Source organism: Pseudomonas sp. FME51 (assembly GCF_014897305.1).
In genome coordinates this window covers 15633-33843 of the sequence record NZ_JABUYN010000021.1, presented here as the reverse complement: position 1 = coordinate 33843, position 18211 = coordinate 15633, and the positions used below count along the sequence as shown (strand labels likewise).

Below are 18211 nucleotides of genomic sequence, written 5' to 3'. Positions count from 1 at the left end.
TGGACAAGGCCCAGCCTCTGTCACTGCGTTACATCATTTTCGGTGGTGAGGCGCTTGATGTAGGCAGTCTGGCTCCCTGGTTCGATGCCTTTGGTGATGGCCAGCCGCAATTGGTCAATATGTACGGCATTACCGAAACCACGGTTCATGTAAGCCATCGCCTACTCACCGTAAATGACTTACCCCGTGGGGTGAGCAGTCCGCTGGGTAGCGTCATCTCGGACCTGTCTTGGTATGTGCTGGATGGGGCTGGCCAGCCGGTCAATAAAGGGTGCAATGGTGAACTGCATGTGGGGCGAGCAGGTTTGGCTCGAGGCTATCTCAATCGTCCAGCCCTGACGGCTGAGCGCTTTATCCCCGATCCCCTGGATACCAGTGAACGGGGAGGTGGTCGCCTCTATCGCACCGGTGATCTGGCCTGTTATCACAGCGATGGCGTAATTGAATACATCGGACGGATCGACCACCAAGTGAAGATCCGTGGTTTCCGTATCGAGCTAGGCGAAATTGAAGCTCGTCTGCAGGAGCACGAGTTTGTCCGCGAGGCAGTGGTCATTGATATTGACGGACCTGGTGGTCAGCAGTTGGTCGTCTATCTGGTCGCCGATACCAATCGCTCGGGCGATGCAGAACAGCAAGCCGCACTACGTACTGCCTTGCGTAACCATCTGAAAGAAACCCTGCCGGACTATATGGTCCCGGCACATCTGCTTTTCATTGGACAACTACCGTTGACACCCAACGGAAAACTGGATCGCAAGGCCCTCCCTGCGCCCGATGCCAACCAGTTGCAGCAGGCATACATCGCACCGCAGAGCAAGCTTGAGCAACAGGTCGCCACCATCTGGGCAGATGTTCTGAAGGTGGAAAAGGTTGGTATGAACGATAACTTCTTCGAGCTGGGCGGCCATTCCCTGCTGGTGATTTCTGTTCTCTCCCGGCTGCAGCTATCCCTCGGTCAAAAGGTCGCCGCGGCACTACTGTTTCAACATCCCACTCTCGCAGCCTTCTGTCAGAGCCTGGATACGGAAAGCGCATCGGTGTTCGAAGCCAAATTACAACGTCTGGATCTGTTCGCTGAAGAGTTGGAGGAAACCGAATGAACATGGATATGGCACTGAGCATCGCCAAACGCTTTGTCACCCAACCTCTGGGCAAGCGAAAAATCTACCTGGAAAAAATGCTCGCGGAGAATATCTCCCCGGTGAACCTTCCAATACCGGCGATCAAGGAGCTGTTCGACGCCATTCCATTGTCCTACGCTCAACAGCGGCAATGGTTTCTCTGGCAATTGGAGCCAGACGGTGCCGCCTACAACATGTCAGTGGCTCTGCAACTCAAGGGGAAACTGGATAGTGAAGCGCTGCGTGCCAGCTTTGAAGCGCTGATCGCCCGCCATGAGACCCTGCGCACCACCTTCCATCAGGATGGAGAGCAGGCCATCCAGATCATTCACCCGGCTACCAGTTTCCCGCTTGCCGTGGAAACTCTCAGCACCCAACCCGGCGATGACCTAGACGAAACATTGAAGACCCTGGTGGAAGGCGAAGCACAAGGTCCTTTCGATCTGGAACACGGCCCGTTGTTGCGGGTGAAGCTGCTACGCCTGGCTGAAGACCACCATGTCCTGATTCTGACCATGCACCATATCGTCTCCGACGGCTGGTCGATGCCAATCATGGTTGATGAACTGATGCAGCTCTATGAAGGCTATCGGATAGGCCAGCCGGTGACTCTGCCGGAGCTGCTGATCCAGTACGCTGACTATGCTATCTGGCAACGCAACTGGATGGAAGCGGGCGAACAGGAGCGGCAACTGGCCTACTGGAAAGCCAAGCTTGGCGATCAGCAGCCAGTACTGGAACTGCCGACCGATCACCCCCGCCCAACGGTGCAGAGCCATGCAGGCGCAAGCCTGTCCATCGAGATAACTCCAGAATTATCCCGTTCCCTGAAACAACTGGCGCAGCAACAGGGTGTGACCCTGTTTATGCTGCTGCTGGCCAGCTTCCAGACTCTGCTGCACCGCTACTCAGGCCAGGACGATATCCGTGTCGGCGTGCCAATCGCCAACCGTAACCGGGTGGAAACCGAGCGGTTGATCGGCTTTTTCGTCAATACTCAGGTGCTCAAGGCGGAGTTCGAGCTTGAGACCACCTTCAACGAATTGCTGCAGCAGATAAAGCGCACCACATTGGAGGCCCAGGCCTACCAGGACCTACCTTTCGAACAACTGGTAGAGGCGCTGCAGCCTGAACGTAGCTTGAGCCACAGCCCACTGTTCCAAGTGATGTTCAATCATCAGATGGAAACGCATGGCAATGCGCAACAACTGCCAGGCCTGCAGGTCGAAGGACTCTCCCGGGAAAAACAAACCGCCCAATTCGACCTGACACTGGACACCTGCGAACACAGCGGAGGTATCAGCGCCTCCTTGACCTACGCTACGGCACTGTTTGAAGCGGATACCATCACGCGGCTGGCAGACCATTGGCTGAGTCTGCTCCATGCCATTACAGAGCAACCAGATCAACGTATCTCGGAGTTGCCGCTGCTGAGCGAAAAAGAACAGCAGCAAATCATCTACGATTGGAACTGTACCGAAGCGATTTACCCAAGCGATCAGTGCATTCACCAGTTGATTGAAGCCCAGGCCGAGAAGACACCAGATGCGGTGGCAATAGTGTTTGGCAGTCAGGCACTGACTTATCAGCAGTTGAACCAGAAGGCCAACCAGCTGGCTTATAAGCTCCGTGATCTGGGCGTGGGCCCGGACATATTGGTCGGTATTGCCGTCGACCGCAGTATGGAAATGATGCTGGGCCTGCTGGCGATTCTCAAAGCCGGCGGCGCCTATGTACCGCTGGACCCGGAATATCCGCAGGAACGACTGGCCTACATGCTGGAGCATAGCAATGCAGGGCTGCTGCTGACCCAACACCACCTTCTTGATCAACTACCTATAGCCGATATCAACATTTGGTGTCTGGATCGCGACTGGCACGAACTGGAAGGATACTCCAACGCAAACCTGCATACATTGGTTGATCCAGAGCACTTGGCTTACTGCATCTACACTTCCGGCTCAACCGGAAAACCCAAAGGCGTCGCTGTCAGGCACCAGGCCCTGACAAACTTTCTGGCCGGTATGGCATTGCAGCCAGGGATACAGGCTCAGGATAAAGTCCTGGCGCTGACATCCCTGTCCTTTGACATTGCAGGCCTGGAACTCTACTTGCCCTTGCTGGCAGGAGCTTCGGTAATCATGTTGGCTAACCAGCAGAACAAGGACCCTCAAGCATTACTTGAGCTCATCCAGGACCAGTCAGTCAGCATCATTCAAGCTACCCCTTCAACCTGGCGGATGCTGCTGGATGCCATTCCTGTCGGTGGCCTTGCTGGATGCAAACTGCTCTGTGGTGGAGAGGCCCTGGCATCCGATCTGGCCTCTCGGATGATCGAACAAACCGGACATGTCTGGAATCTTTACGGTCCGACAGAAACCACCATCTGGTCTGGACTGCATTACCTGGATGCAGAAAACCCAGCCCCCTATCTGGGCAAGCCAATTGCCAATACGGCGCTGCAGATTCTGGACCGTGCGTTCGGTGTTGCGCCGCCAGGTGTTGCCGGAGAACTGTTGATCGGCGGGCATGGCCTGGCCAGGGGATATCTGCACCGTCCAGACCTGACGGCCGAGCGCTTTGTCCCTGATCCACTCGACAGGTGTGAACAGGGGGGCGGTCGTTTATACCGGACAGGCGATTTGGCCCGGTACAGAGCCGATGGGATCATGGAGTACATTAGTCGCATAGACCATCAGGTAAAGATCCGTGGTTTCCGCATAGAGCTGGGCGAGATCGAAGCACGGCTGCAAGAGCATGCAGCGATACGCGAAGCCGCTGTGATCGACGTCGAAGGACCAGGTAGTCGCCAGTTAGCGGCATATCTGGTACCAGCAGACCTGACGCTGGCTCAATCCAATGATCATCAGCAGGCAACGGTGTTGCGTGATGAATTGAGGGCGCACCTCCGCATCGCTCTGCCGGACTATATGGTGCCATCGCATCTGGTATTTCTTGAGAAAATGCCGCTGACGCCCAATGGCAAGCTGGATCGCAAGGCTTTGCCGGCACCCGCTGCCAGCCAGTTGCAGCAGGAGTATGTTGCGCCGCAGAGTGAGCTGGAACAACAGATCGCCGCGATCTGGGCTGACGTGCTGAAAGTGGAAAAGGTGGGTCTGAACGACAACTTCTTCGAACTGGGGGGGCATTCACTGCTGGCTACCCAGGTAATCTCCCGAATCCGACAGGCGCTGGATATCGAGCTGCCGTTGCGCACCTTGTTTGAAACTCCGGTTCTGGGCGAATTTGCAGCCCATACAGGGCAGGGCACGTCCAGCACGGTACCCGCCTTCACGCGGGTGAATCGTGATCAGTCACTACCCCTTTCCTATGCCCAGCAACGCCAGTGGTTCCTTTGGCAGTTGGAGCCGGAGGGGGCCGCCTACAACATGTCGGCAGCAATGCGGCTCAAAGGAAGATTGGATATCGAGGCGCTGCGCTTGAGCTTTGAGAGTCTGATTGCCCGCCACGAAACCCTGCGCACCACCTTCCGTCAGGATGGCGAACAGGCGCTTCAGGCCATTCATTCGCAGATCAATTTGGTATTGGATCAGGAAACTCTGGAAACGGCAGATGAAACGCTGATCCGGTCCAGAGTAGAGGCAGAAGTTGCCAAGCCTTTCGACTTGGAGCACGGCCCGTTGTTGCGGGTGAGACTGATGCGCCTGGCCGAGGATGAGCATGTTCTGGTGCTGACCATGCACCATATTGTCTCCGACGGCTGGTCGATGCCGATCATGGTCGATGAACTGATCCAGCTCTATGAGGGCTATCGCAATGGCCAAACCATCAGCCTGCCGGAGCTGCCAATCCAGTACGCTGACTACGCCATCTGGCAACGCCAGTGGATGGAAGCTGGCGAACAGGAACGGCAACTTGCTTATTGGAAGGAGCAACTCGGCGATGAGCAGCCGGTACTGGAGCTACCCACCGATCGCCCGCGCCCGGCAATCCAGAACCAGCAGGGTGCTGGGCTGAGCATTGAGCTGAACGACCAACTGGCCCAGTCGCTCAAACAGCTGGCCCAGCAACAGGGCGTCACCTTGTTCATGCTATTGCTGGCCAGTTTCCAGACCCTGCTGCATCGCTACTCAGGGCAGAACGATATCCGCGTGGGTGTGCCGATTGCCAACCGAAACCGGGTGGAAACCGAGCAATTGATCGGCTTCTTCGTCAATACCCAGGTGCTCAAGGCCGAGTTTGATCTGCACACTACCTTCAGCGAGTTGCTCAAGCAGGTGCAGCAAACCGCGCTGGGCGCGCAAGCTCATCAGGATCTGCCCTTCGAGCAACTGGTCGAGGCGCTGCAGCCGGAGCGCAGCCTGAGCCACAGTCCGCTATTCCAGGTGATGTACAACCACCAGAGCCAGGTGAGGGGGGCAAGCAGGCAGTTGCCAGGGCTGCAAGTGGCGGGACTGGTCCGCGAAGAAACTACCACCAAATTCGACCTGTCGCTGGACACCGTCGAGCATGAGCAGGGAATTGACGCCTCGCTGAGCTATGCCACGGCTCTGTTCGACCAGTCGACCATCGAGCGACTGGCTGGGCACTGGATCAATCTGCTGCACGGTATCGTCAAGTCACCCCAGAAACGTATCGATGAATTGCCGCTGCTGAGCGAAGAAGCGCAGCAGCAGATCATCTATGACTGGAACCGCACCGAAACGAGCCACCCGAGTGATCAGCGCATCCATCAGTTGATCGAAATCCAAGCCGAGAGAACACCAACTGCAACAGCAGTGGTGTTTGGTAATGAGGAGCTGACCTACCAGGCGTTGAACCAACGGTCCAACCAGTTGGCTTATAAGCTAAGAGAGCTAGGGGTCGGTCCGGATGTACTGGTCGGTGTCGCCATGGAACGCAGCCTGGGAATGGTGACTAGCCTGCTGGCGATTCTCAAGGCCGGCGGCGCCTATGTGCCGCTGGACCCAGAATACCCACAGGGTCGACTGGCTCACATGATGGAAGACAGTGGCATCAAGCTGTTGCTGACTCAATCGCATCTGCTTAACCTATTGCCTGTACCTGACAATATTCAAGTTCTGAGTCTGGACGCGGTTAAGGAATGGCTGAACGACTACAATAAAGCCAATCCGAGCAACTTCACGCAGCCAGACAACCTAGCCTACGTGATCTACACCTCTGGCTCTACAGGGCTGCCCAAAGGCGTGGCAGTGCGCCAACGCTCATTGTTGAACCATATGTGCTGGATGCAAGAACGTTTTGAAGTCCAAGCATCAGATCGGGTTTTGCAAAAGACTGCTTTCAGTTTCGATGCCGCAGTATGGGAGTTCTGGTTACCGCTACTCTCGGGTGCACAATTGCATATGGCGTCTCCCAGCCTGATGGCAGATCTATCTGGGGTGTGGAATGAAGTTGAACGGCTGAAGATAACCATACTGCAACTGGCCCCCTCCGTGCTTCAGGCGCTGCTCCCGTATGCTAGCAGTCAGTGCATGGCTTCCCTGAGATTGTTATGTTGTGGTGGAGAAGCGTTGAGTGAGCGGTTGGTACGGGAGGTGTCTTCGAGTTGGGAGGGGCCATTAATCAACCTGTATGGTCCAACCGAGGCAACCATTGATACCTGCAGTCATGTGTGCAAAGCCGGCGATATACCGGCAATAGGTCGACCAATCAGTAATGTCAGGGCTCATATCGTGCATGGAAGCATGAATGTGTGCCCAGCTGGTTGTTCTGGAGAGCTTCTGATTGCGGGTGAATCCCTCGCTCGTGGTTACCTAAATCGCCCAACGCTGGTAGCTGAGCGTTTCATTCCCGACCCATTCGACAGCAGCGAGCAGGGTGGTGGGCAACTTTACCGTACTGGTGACCTGGCACGTTACCGTGCTGATGGCGTTATCGAGTATATCGGGCGCATCGACTACCAAGTAAAAATTCGAGGTTTTCGGATCGAGTTAGGCGAGATTGAATCCAGATTGAAAGGGTATAATTCTATTCGTGAGGCGGTAGTTCTTGCTATCAACGGGGAAAACGGCAAGCAACTGGTAGCCTACCTAATTACTGATGTTGGATTAGACCAACAAGCCGAGTTTTCCTCAGCCATACGAGAGTATCTCAAGGATAGCTTGCCGGGCTACATGGTCCCGACCCATCTGGTATTCCTTGAAGCAATGCCATTGACCTCTAACGGAAAGCTGGATCGGAAGGCGCTGCCTGTGCCAAATTCAAGCGCATCTACGCGCGCGCAGAAAATGCCAAGAACACGCATCGAGCGCAAACTGTCCGATATCTGGCAGAAGGTTTTAAACGTCGGTAGCACTGGTTTGCAAGATGACTTTTTTGAGCTGGGTGGTCATTCGCTTTTGGTCTTGGCTGCCGTACAGAAAATACGTGACCAGATAGACAGCAATTTCTCTGTTTATGATTTCATGATGCACCCCACCATTGAACAACAAGCGATGAAGCTTCGCTCTGAATTGGCTGGATTCAAATCTAGTCTGATAAAGCTAAACAGTACGGTAAAGGAAAGTCCGACAATATACTGCTTGCCGCCGGGTGGTGGAACAGTCTTCCCCTATTACCCGCTAGCTCATGCCTTGAATGGTAGATACAGCGTCTGCGCGTTATTGAATAGAGCGTTTGTAGATCAAGGGAATCATTACAGAACTTGGGATGAGATGGTTGTTTTCTATCTGAAAGAAATTAGAGAATCACAACCAGAAGGGCCCTATAGGTTGTTGGGCTGGTCAACAGGTGGCGCCATAGCTTGGGATATTTCCCAACGTTTGGAGGCGGCCGGAGAAACTGTTGAATGGCTGGGGCTGATTGATCCTACACTTCCTGCGGAGCTAGCTCATTTCTACACCCCCGCCCATGGAAGTGCAGAGGCAGAACCGATACATGATCCAGCAAGTTTGGATTCCCGCAATAAAGAAGCTGTACTTTTCATTCAAGCCTTCTTTCCTGAGAAAGATGAGACCTATCTTGCGGAGAAAGTGGCAGAAGGTCGAGGGCGCGGCTTGCAAGACGACACCTTGGTCGACTTTCTCCTGAAAGACCTTGCTAAAGGAAAAGGGCTTGACCATTATCTGTTTAGAGAGATCTATAATATTTATAGTCAGGCAGCCGAATTGGCTATTGGCTATGAATCTTTCAAAAATGTAGGTGAGCTTTGTAAGGATATAAAATATAAGCCACTGATCGTAAATCCATCTTGCTGGTGGTCTTCTCTAACGTTGCAAGCACCTCGGGTCTTGGAACTTTATCTTCTCACCTCTGGCTTGCTTAATGGTATCAGTAGTAGTCATGTGTTGGAACTTCCCCATCAGAAGATGGTTATGTCCTATGAATTCATTGAAAGCCTAAAGGCTGAGTTGGTGCGTGGGGAATAGTTAACTATTCTCGATTATGTTTTGGGTTTTCTTTCCGGCAGGAAAGGCGGCCCCACAATTAAGATATGGGGCCGCTCTCAGGGAGTTTCTGATTTTGAGCAACTGATGTATTCAGGTTTGACTGCCTGAAGCAGCCTTATACCTTGGTTAGCCAGCCGGGTATATTCAAGACGCACTTATCCACACCGCCGGAGCGGGGGCTACGCGTTGTTTTGCCTTAGGCTCTGTACGAAAAGTCGAATCAGGTAGAATCGGGGCCATGACAGATTGGAGGCAGGCATGGCAAAGCGCTACGAACTCCCGGATGCAGCATGGGAACTTATCGCTGATTTGGTTTCCCGAGAGCAAAAAACGGGGTGACCACGAAGTGATGACCGACTGATGCTCAATGGAGTCCTTTGGGTTCTGTGCCCAGGCGCTACTTGGCGTGATCTGACAGAGCGGTTCGGCCCATGGTCGACCGTGTATCAGCGCTTTCGTGATTGGTGGGATGACGGCACCTTTGACCAACTACTTGAACGCCTACACATTTCGCTTGAATCAGGAAGGGTTAATCGACCTGGATACTTGGATGATCGACTCCAACGCAGTACGCGCACTTCTGGCGCGGGAAAAAGGGGGCCGGAAGAACCGCTAGACCACGCGCTGGGGCGCAGCCGGGGTGGGTTGACCACCAAGATTCACATGCTCTGCAATGCCAACGGCGTGCCGCTGTGCTTCGTTCTGTCGCCGGGTCAGACCAGCGACATCTCGACTGCCCAGGTACTCCTGGACCAGGTTCGCATCTCTGGAGAACCGGGTCGACCTCGTAAGTGCGGCCGCTGGCTGTTGGCCGACAAGGGCTACGATGCCGAGCATTCGCGTCAGTACTGCGACCGCTACCGGATGCAGCCTGTAATCCCACTACGCAGTATGAAACGCAAGCCCAAACCGGGACTACCCCGGTTGTTCGACCGCCCGAAATACCGTCAACGGAACATCATTGAACGGATGTTCAGCTGGCTGAAGGAGCACCGCAGGATCGGTACTCGCTACGACAAGCTGGCAAGAAGTTTTGCAGCCATGGTCAAGCTGGCTTGTACGCTGCGGTGTCTGCGGCAATATGTTCGTACAGAGCCTAGTAGCCCCCTCCAGACTACAGAGTCCGAGGGGGATAGTCAGAATGTGCTTAGAACGTATACTTCAAGGACGTCATGAAGTTGCGTGGCGCACCATAGGTACTGCTAGCACCGGGAACGGCGTAGTACTCCTTGTCAAACAGGTTGTCGATATTTATCGAGGCAGAGAGGTTACGGCTGATGTCATAGCGAGCCATCAGGTTGAACAGGGCATAACTGCTTTGCTTATACTCCTTGTTGGCATTATTGAACGTCTTGCTTTCCCAGTTCATGCCACCACCGATGGTGAGTTTGTCCAGCATGCCGGGCATGCGGTAGGTGGTGAATACCTTCATGTTATGCAGTGGTACATGGGTAAGTACACGTTCATCGTCATCGTTCTCGACGCGGCTATAGGTGTAACCAGCACTAAAGTTCCAGCCTTCTGCAAGCTCACCATTGAAGTCAAGCTCGATACCTTCTGTGGTTGTATCGTTGAGTATCTCATAAGTCACGAGGACGGTGTCCCACGATGCCAGATTGTCCTGATTGGTCTTGAACACGGCAAGGCTGGAGTTGAGGCGACCATCGTAGAAGCTGGCCTTGACACCCACTTCATAACTGGTACCTTCTTCAGGATCGACTGTATAGCCCATAAAGTTATGGATGAAACTGTCTTGCGGCTGAAAAATATCAGTGTAGCTTGCATACAGTGACCAGTTGTCATTCAGTGCATGGACAATACCGACGTACGGGGTGAATATGCCGCTCTCCCGTAATTTAGTCTTGCTTTTATTACCTGTTGCGTAGGTGGTGCTGTCCTTGTTTTCTTTCCAGTCCGTCACACGGCCACCCAGCAACAGGCTGGTGCTGTCAGTAAGATGGAAGCGGGAAGAGAGGTAGGCGCCATACTGGTAGCCATTGGTTTCAGTCTTACTGGTTTTATTAAAAACAGGCTTGGGCATATCTTTTGCCCAACTGAAAATATCTGTCGCCTGGTAGATGGGGGATACCAGAGTATAGCCTGGGCTTGTGGAGTCATGATTCGATAGGGTTAGGCCCCCAATCAGTTCATGGGTGCGCCCGAATAGTGAGAAAGGCCCAGTAATGTAGCTGTCCAGGCTGGTTTGCTTGATTTCGCTCGCCCAGCGGAGTGCTGAAGCAGAGCCACCAAGACCAGTGGTTTCATCGATGGAGCCACCTAGTCCACGGCTAAAAAAAGTATCATATTCATATTGCGTATGGGTGAGTTCGCTTTTGAAACTCCAGCCCGAGGTAAACTGGTGCTCGATCGAGGCGAATATGCTGCTTACCTCATGGTCATAGTAGCTCCAACTGGGCCTTGCGCCGTCTGAGGGACTGGCATTGATTTTATTACCATTGCTGTAAAAGGATGGAAAGTTCCCGCTCGGCGCATCGGTGTTTCTAGTGAGATGACTGAAACCCACGGTAAGTAGCGTATCTTCGCCCAGGTCAAGTTCGCTGATGCCGTATAGCGTCACCCTATCCTGCTGGTAGTTATCGGTCCAACTGTGCTGGTTCTTGTACTCGGTCACCAGGCGGCCACGGAGATTGCCAGCATCATTCAAGGGGCCGGAGACATCAAGGCCCATGCCATAGCGATCCCAACTGCCAGCTTCGGCACTGATTGATACCTGCGGTGAGGCGGTGGGGCGCTTGCGAATCATGTTGATGGTTGCGGATGGGTAGCCCAAGCCATTCATTAGGCCAGTCGCCCCCTTGGCTACCTCGATCCGGTCATACATCGCCGTGCTTTGCAGATAATGGGACAGGGAGGCGGAGGTTGGTACACCATCTATCTGGAAGTTGCGGATAGTCGAGCTACGTGCCCAGATTTGAGGTGTATCCGCGCCAGGGGACGGGGTTTTGACGGTGATACCTGTGACAGCATTCAGAGCATCGGGCAGGTTGTCCAGCTTCTGGTCGTCCATACGCTGGCGAGTCAGTACGCTTACCGACTGTGGTGTCTCCAGAGGAGACAGATTGAGGCGTGTGGAGGTACTGGTTGAATAAGTGGTATAGGAACCGGTGCCTTCAGTGGTCGAGCCGACAGCTTTGCCGGAAATCGTAACCGAGGATAGCTTCAGCGCCTCAGCACCGCTGACTGGCGGCTGAAGTGCGACGGTATTACCATCCAACGAATAACCCACCCCCGTGCCCTGCAGCAGTGTGCTGATCGATTCGTCCAATCCGTAACGGCCGCTCAGGGGGTTGGAGCGTAGGCCCTGGAGGTCGGCAGGGTTATATAGAATCTGCACATCTGTCTGTGCGGCAAGTACCTGCAGGGCCTGGCTCAGCGACTGCGCCGGAATATCCAGAGTCCATTCCTGGGCCTGGACCTGTGTTGCCACGGCCAGGGTGAGGGCCAGGCCGATGCTGGCCGGCAACCGGTGGGAACGGATGCTGTTACGCATCAGCAATGCCTTGGCAAGAGGGCGTAATTGATTCAAATGTGATGCTGACATGGTCGTACTCTTTGGATGATATTAGTGGTTTGGCGGAGGCTAAGACGAGTGACTCTCAAAAACCAGAAAGAATCATTCGCATTCAATTGTTTGTTGAGGCCGTCATGCGCTGGCCAGCGTCGTGGTTCGAGAGCAGCTGGCCTGCACTGGTAGTTGCAGCGCACGGTAGAGGGCTTTGCTGATTTCCTCGCTGCGCATTGGCAGGACCGATAGCAGCGTGTCACTCAGCCCGTGGGAGGCTTCGCAGAAGCCTTGCAGAAACACGGGGGCGTGCAGGGTAGGGGAGGCCAGGGCTCGGTATTCACGATCCACTTCGAAGTCCTGCAGGTGACCTTCCAGGGGCGCCAGGAGGGAGCGATGGGTGCGGCGCTCATAACCTGTGGCAAGGATGATGGCATCGTAACGGTGGGTGCGTTGCTGGTTGGTGGCCAGGTCGCGCAGGCTGAGCTCAATGTCCAGTTCGTTGCTATGTACGGCTTCGATCTGCTGACGGCAGAGCACTGCATGGCGGTATTGATGGGCGACCTTCTGCCGGTAGAGAATGCCGTAGATGCGTTCGATCAGTTCCGGATCGACCACCGAGTAGTTGGTGTTGTGGAACTCGCTGATCAGTTGCCTGCGATTGTCCGGTGACTGCTGGAATACCAGGTCGGTGTACTGCGGGGCGAAGATTTCATTGACGAATGCGGTGTCATCGGCAGGCTTGAGGGCGGTGCCGCGCAGGATCATTTCCACTTGAACCAACGGAAAACTGTCATTCAGATCAATAAAGGCCTCTGCGGCGCTTTGTCCGGATCCGATGATCGCGATGCGCATCGGCTTGCCTTCGGTGCAGGGCAGCTTGTTCAGACTGCTCAGGTAGGTTGAGTGATGAAATATTCGAGCGTCGTCTCGGTATGCTTCGAATTCGGCGGGGATCTTCGGTGAGCCGCCGGTGCTGATTACCACTGAACGGGTATGGCGAACCCTCTCCTGACCTGCGGCATTACGGGATACCAGCTTGAGGTGCTGGATAGCGCCATTGTTGAGTTCAGGCTCAATGCGTGTCACTTCTTCGCCGTACACGGCCTGTTCGGCAAATTGCTCGGCCACCCAACGCAGATAGTCATTGAACTCGAGGCGGCAGGGGTAAAAGGTGCCCAGGTTGATGAAGTCGGTCAGGCGCCCCTGTTCCTTCAGGTAGTTGACGAAGCTATAGGGGCTGGTCGGATTGCGCAGGGACACCAGATCCTTGAGGAAGGATATCTGCAGTTCGCTCTGGGATGAGAGTGTATCGCCGTGCCAGCGATAGTTGGCCTGTTTGTCGAGAAACAGGCTGTTTAATGTTGTTCCCTGGGCCTGAGCCTGTTCTTTCAGGGCAATAGCTAAAGCAAGGTTGGACGGGCCGAAGCCGACGCCTATGACATCATGCATGGTATTCATACCGTAATTCCTTCCTGCGAGGGTTTGATGCTGTCCAGAGGCTGGTACAGCCGTTCGGCAAAGAAGCGCTCACGAGTCAACATCACCAGCAGTGCGCGCTTGTGGGGAAAGTCGAAGTGTTTGATCTTGGCGAAGCCACTGCGGTCGAAGTTGGCGATCTGTCGGTGATTATCGTGGCGAGGCTCACAGACGATGCGCTGGGTCCGTGGGTCGTCAAGGAACAGGTAGTGGCAGATGGATGAAAACCAGGCGGTGTAGAAGGCCTTGCCGCGAAATGCCTCTTCTCCTACGAGCAGGTGCAATCCCCGGTCGTAGTCGTCTGCATCGTAGAAGGGGGCGATGCGGTCTTCCTTGGCCCAGTAGATTTCGAAATAGCCGAAGGGCTTGCTGTCGAAGCGTCCAACTACCGGCAGGGTGTGGGGATCTGCCAGCTGCTGGTACAGATAGGCCTGATGTTGTTCAAGATCGCCCTGTTCTTCCCAGAAGTGGGCTACTCGCGGGCTGTTCATCCATCGGTTGAAGATCGCCAGATCCCTGTCTGGATCGATGACGTCGAAGGTGAGGGTCTGGCTGAGCCAGGGAATGAAGCGTCGATAGGCTGCTCCCTGTGGTTTGGCTGGGCGCAGGGGATGACGAACCCCGTCGGACATGCATCGTTTGGCAGGATAGGCGCCATGGGCCTTCCTGGTTAGCCAGAGCGGCGCATACTGCCAGAACTGCTCGGCGTCGCAAAGCAGTGTCCCGTCAGCGTCTTTTCCAAGCACACCGTCATCCAGCAGATGTTCGAGAGCGAGCGTCTGCTCGGTCTCGATCAACAGTTGCTCCAGCAGTGTGTTCTGGGCGAACAAGGCGTCGCAGGCACCCAGCACTATCTCGCTTATTGCCGTTGAAGCGATCGACAGTGGTTTGCAACGGGCCGATGTATGGTTGTTGCTGGTTTGGATCAGCACCTTCACCGGAGGTTGGCCGTTTGCCAGGATGGTGAGTTCGCCGTCCCCCAATCGAGACTGCATTTCTCCATTGCGATAACGTCCGGTGAGGACGGGTATCCCGGTGTGGCGGAGTTGAGCATTTTCGAACGGGAGCGGCATTTTCTATCCTGCTGTGTTGGCGTTTACCTGTAGGGATGTAACGAATGGCAGGGCAGTGAATTTACCCGGCGGGGTCGGGTGCTTCAGAGCTCCCGCGCCACCCTGAAGCCCAGGAAGTCCCCACGCGTGGTCTTCGGGCGGTCGTTGCGGTTACCCGAACGGGAAAAGATCGGTGGCTCGCCCCAGTCATTGCCACGCATATGGGCACGCTCACAGTTACCGTCCTCTATCCAGGCGCTGCCGTCGGTGGGGGCGCCGGTGTAATCACGGTGCCAGCAGTCGGCAACCCATTCGTAGACGTTGCCGTGCATGTCATACACGCCAAAGTCATTGGGTGGGTAGCTGCCGACCGGGGAGCTGTAGCTGTAGCCGTCCCGTGGGCCGTAGGTATTGGCGTGCTGGGTGATCTGGTATTCCCCCTCGTCGTCAAAGGGGAATGGGAAGGGGCCTGTGGAGCCTGCACGTGCGGTGTATTCGCGTTCCGCCTCGCTGATCATTCGATAAGGTTTGTCGGTCTTGTCCGTGAGCCACTGGGCGTAGGCCTGAACTTCGAACCAGTCGATGCAGACTGCCGGTTGGCGTGGCCCCTGCGTGTAGCTGGGTTTGCTCGCTTCACACCAACGTCCGGGGCGCTCGTCACCGCTCTTGATGACCACGCCGGTTTGTTCGATATAGGCATCCAGCTCTTCTGCCGTGACGTGGTAGCGGCTGATGGCGAAGGGCTTGGCGAAGGTCACTTCGCGCAAGGGACCTTCGTCCGGCTGCCTGCCTAGTTCGCCGTCGGGGGTGCCCATGATGAAGCTGCCGGCAGGTATCACCACCATTTCCGGGCATTCGGGGCAGTCCTTGAAGATGGTGCCTGGGGCGGGGGGCTCTTTGGCCAGAACCGTGGTAGAGAGCAAGCCCAGTATGACGGCATGGGCAAGGATAGTGGCTGGGTGCATAGGGAGCTCCTGTATGGCGTTTATGGTGTTGTGTTCCCGGGCGCGGTCAGCCCGTGATAATGAACTTGCGGTTCAGTAGTTCGATGACCCGGTCGATTTCCGTTTCGTTGTTGAGCAGCCCGGGGGCCAGGCGCACGACAGGCCCGGCATCGCGATGGACGGAGTCGACAATGACGCGATTGTTGATCAGGTATGCGCCGACTTCTTCCTGATCCTGGCCGGCTATCCGGAAGAAACTGAAGCCGGCGGACAGCTCGGGGCTGAGTGGGGTGACCAGTTCAACATTGGGTAGCTCCTGCAGGCGTTGTTTGCAGTAGCTGTTGAGGCTGTGGATGCGCTGCTGAATGTCGGCTTTGCCCAGCTGCAATTGCAGCTCGAAGGCATTGGCCAGGGCCCAGCGGTGCTCAAAGGCATGGTAGCCGCCAGGGCTCATGATGGTGCCGAAGTTGTCGCTTGGGGAAAAAGTGGCCTGGGTTGGACTGATGTTCTGCAGTTCCTGCGAGGCGGAACAGATGACGCCTGTACCACGGGGGCCAAACAGCCATTTGTGCGTGCCGGCAACCAGGAAGTCGCAATTCAGCTCGGAGAAGGAGACATCTTCTACGCCGAAGCCATGTACCCCATCCACGACGAACAGGATCTGATCCTCTTCGTTGCGGCTACGGTTCTGCTCGCGTATCCACTGACCAATCTCGCCGATCGGCAGTTTGACCCCGCTGCCGGAGTGGACCCAGGTCATGCCGATGACCCGGGTGTTGGAGCGCAGCTCGCGTTGCAGGCTGCCGAGCACTTCGTCCGTCGATACCAGGTGCGGATTCTCGAACAGGGGAATGTGTCGTACCGGTGTACCGTCACCTTGGGAGCGAAAGCGCAAGGCTGCATAGCAGGATGAGTGTTCATGGGTACTGGTCAGGATTTCCTGGCCGGGAGCGATATGCACCCCGCCATAGACCAGCGCGAGTCCCTGAGTGGTACTGCCGGTAAGTGCAATCTGCCCTGGCTCGACTTCCAGGTAACGTGCGGCCCAACTACGTACGTTGTGTTCGTTGTTCCAGGTGATCTGGCTGTCGTAGTCCATCATCAGGCCGGGGTTGGCGTCCAGCTCTGCCCGGTAGGCCTCAATGGCCTCGCGTACCGGTCTGGGATGGGGGGCGATGAGGAAGTTGGCCAGGTGGATGTAACCTTCATCGACATCGAATAGTTGACGGAAGGCTGACCATTTGTCTGCTCCAGAGGGCAATGTGGTGCTGGCCAGGCCATTGTTCGTCAGGCCGGCGAAAGGCAGGCTGGCTGCCAACAGTCCGGTGTGTTTCAGGAAGGTACGGCGATCACTCATGATGGGTTCCCCTCGCTGGATGGCTTGGCTGATTGCTGTACCTGTTCCCAGACTCTCAGAAAGTTACCGCCCCACAGCTTGGCGATGTCTTCATCGGAGTAGCCACGCTGGATCAATTCGGCGGTGACGTTGCGGGTGTCGCCAACGTTCTCCCAGCCGACGACGCCGCCGCCATCATTGAAGTCCGAGCTGATGCCGACGTGATCAATGCCGATCTTCTTCACCGCATAGTCGATGGCGTCACCGAACTCCTGCAAACTCGCACGAGGGTCGGTATCGAGGATGGGGTAGAGGCGGCTGGCGTACTCACCGAACTTCTTTTCCGGCCAGATGGAGAATACCGGGTCAGCTGGCATGCTGGCCTGGCCCAGGCTCTCGACCTCACGCAGCCCCAGCTCGGCGCGCATGGCGTTGACCTTGGTCAGGGTTTCCTTGGAGAAAGGCCGCAGCATCGATGAGAAGCCGACAATATGCACTACGCCGCCGGTGTCACGGATAAGGCGCAGTTCGCGATCACTGAGGTTGCGCGGCAGGTCCACCAGGCCGCGTATACCCGAGTGCGAGGCGATCAGCGGGGCGCGGCTGAGTGTGGCTGTCTGCTCCAGGGCATTGCTGGACATCTGTGAGACGTCGATGACAACGCCCAGATCGTTCAGGCGGGTTACCGCCCGCCTGCCCAGGTCGGAAAGTCCGCCGAGTTCATCTGGTGAGTCACCGAAGAACGGCATCGGTCGTGATGAGTCGGACCAGGCATTGTTGGCCACGTAGTTGAAGCCAAAGATGCGCATGCCACGGGCTGCCCAGTCGTCCAGCCGTGATATCTCGTCGCCCAACGGGTAGGCGTTGAGCATGCTGATGACGATGGCGAACTTGCCCTCGTGTGCCAGCCGGCGAAAATCCGCTGGGCTGTATGCTATGCCGGCGCGTTCTGGAAAGTCGCGGGCAATGCCGGTGATGATCCGGTAGCGGGTGTCCTGTTCGTGACGCGCAGCCTCCGCGAAGCCGGGCGTTGGCCGGTGCGGTCCATTGCCACCAACCCAGAATTCCTGCCAGGCGAAGATGCTCAGGGCTGCGCCGCTCAGTCGTCCGCGGGCTGCCTTGACCAGATCGAACTGGCCGTGCACATCGCGGTCGGCCTCGCGTCCCTGCCCACCGAATCCCAGGGGAATATCGATATGTGCGTCGAACGACAGAATACGCTCCTGCAGAGTGTTAGCGCGGCTGATGATCTCGGGAGGGTAGAGCTGGGCGGGGCGAGCAAACTGCCACCAGAGCAGCAGGGCGACCGCAGCAGCGGCAATCAATGACAGGCTGCACAGCAAAATCCATTTCCAGGTGACGTGACTACGAGTGTTCATG

General features: G+C 55.9%; 8 protein-coding genes and 1 pseudogene. 3 read left to right on the top strand and 6 right to left on the bottom strand.

Annotated features, from left to right (window positions below):
• The 3 genes and pseudogenes from INT39_RS21595 to INT39_RS21585 form a co-directional block, all read left to right on the top strand.
• Positions 1-1103: AMP-binding protein (locus INT39_RS21595; protein ID WP_193076030.1), on the top strand; the 1103-nt coding region annotated here is incomplete at its 5' end.
• Positions 1100-8476, top strand: a complete 7377-nt coding sequence (locus INT39_RS21590) for a non-ribosomal peptide synthetase (protein ID WP_193076029.1) — start codon at positions 1100-1102, stop codon at positions 8474-8476. The genes INT39_RS21595 and INT39_RS21590, both read left to right, overlap by 4 nt.
• 372 nt (positions 8477-8848) lie before the next feature.
• Positions 8849-9673: pseudogene (locus INT39_RS21585) on the top strand (IS5 family transposase); the annotation flags it as partial.
• Here INT39_RS21585 and INT39_RS21580 read toward each other — a convergent pair.
• From INT39_RS21580 to INT39_RS21555, 6 genes are all read right to left on the bottom strand, one after another.
• On the bottom strand, positions 9645-12059 hold the full coding sequence (locus INT39_RS21580) for a TonB-dependent siderophore receptor (RefSeq protein ID WP_193076028.1): 2415 nt from the start codon (positions 12057-12059) through the stop codon (positions 9645-9647). The pseudogene INT39_RS21585 and the gene INT39_RS21580 sit on opposite strands and share 29 nt — an antisense overlap.
• A gap of 102 nt (positions 12060-12161) precedes the next feature.
• Entirely contained in the window at positions 12162-13481 is a 1320-nt protein-coding gene (locus tag INT39_RS21575; RefSeq protein ID WP_193076027.1) for a lysine N(6)-hydroxylase/L-ornithine N(5)-oxygenase family protein, read from the bottom strand.
• Positions 13478-14572, bottom strand: coding sequence for a GNAT family N-acetyltransferase (locus INT39_RS21570; RefSeq protein ID WP_193076026.1), 1095 nt, complete (start codon positions 14570-14572; stop codon positions 13478-13480). The genes INT39_RS21575 and INT39_RS21570 overlap by 4 nt, the downstream gene beginning before the upstream one ends.
• Before the next feature lie 83 nt (positions 14573-14655).
• The gene (locus INT39_RS21565; protein WP_193076025.1) at positions 14656-15516 is read right to left on the bottom strand and encodes a formylglycine-generating enzyme family protein; all 861 of its coding nucleotides are present in this window, start codon (positions 15514-15516) and stop codon (positions 14656-14658) included.
• 46 nt (positions 15517-15562) lie between these two features.
• On the bottom strand, positions 15563-16852 hold the full coding sequence (locus INT39_RS21560) for an aminotransferase class V-fold PLP-dependent enzyme (protein ID WP_193076024.1): 1290 nt from the start codon (positions 16850-16852) through the stop codon (positions 15563-15565).
• On the bottom strand, positions 16849-18210 hold the full coding sequence (locus INT39_RS21555) for a dipeptidase (protein WP_193076023.1): 1362 nt from the start codon (positions 18208-18210) through the stop codon (positions 16849-16851). Before INT39_RS21555 ends, INT39_RS21560 begins: the two co-directional genes overlap by 4 nt.
• Position 18211 lies beyond the last annotated feature (1 nt).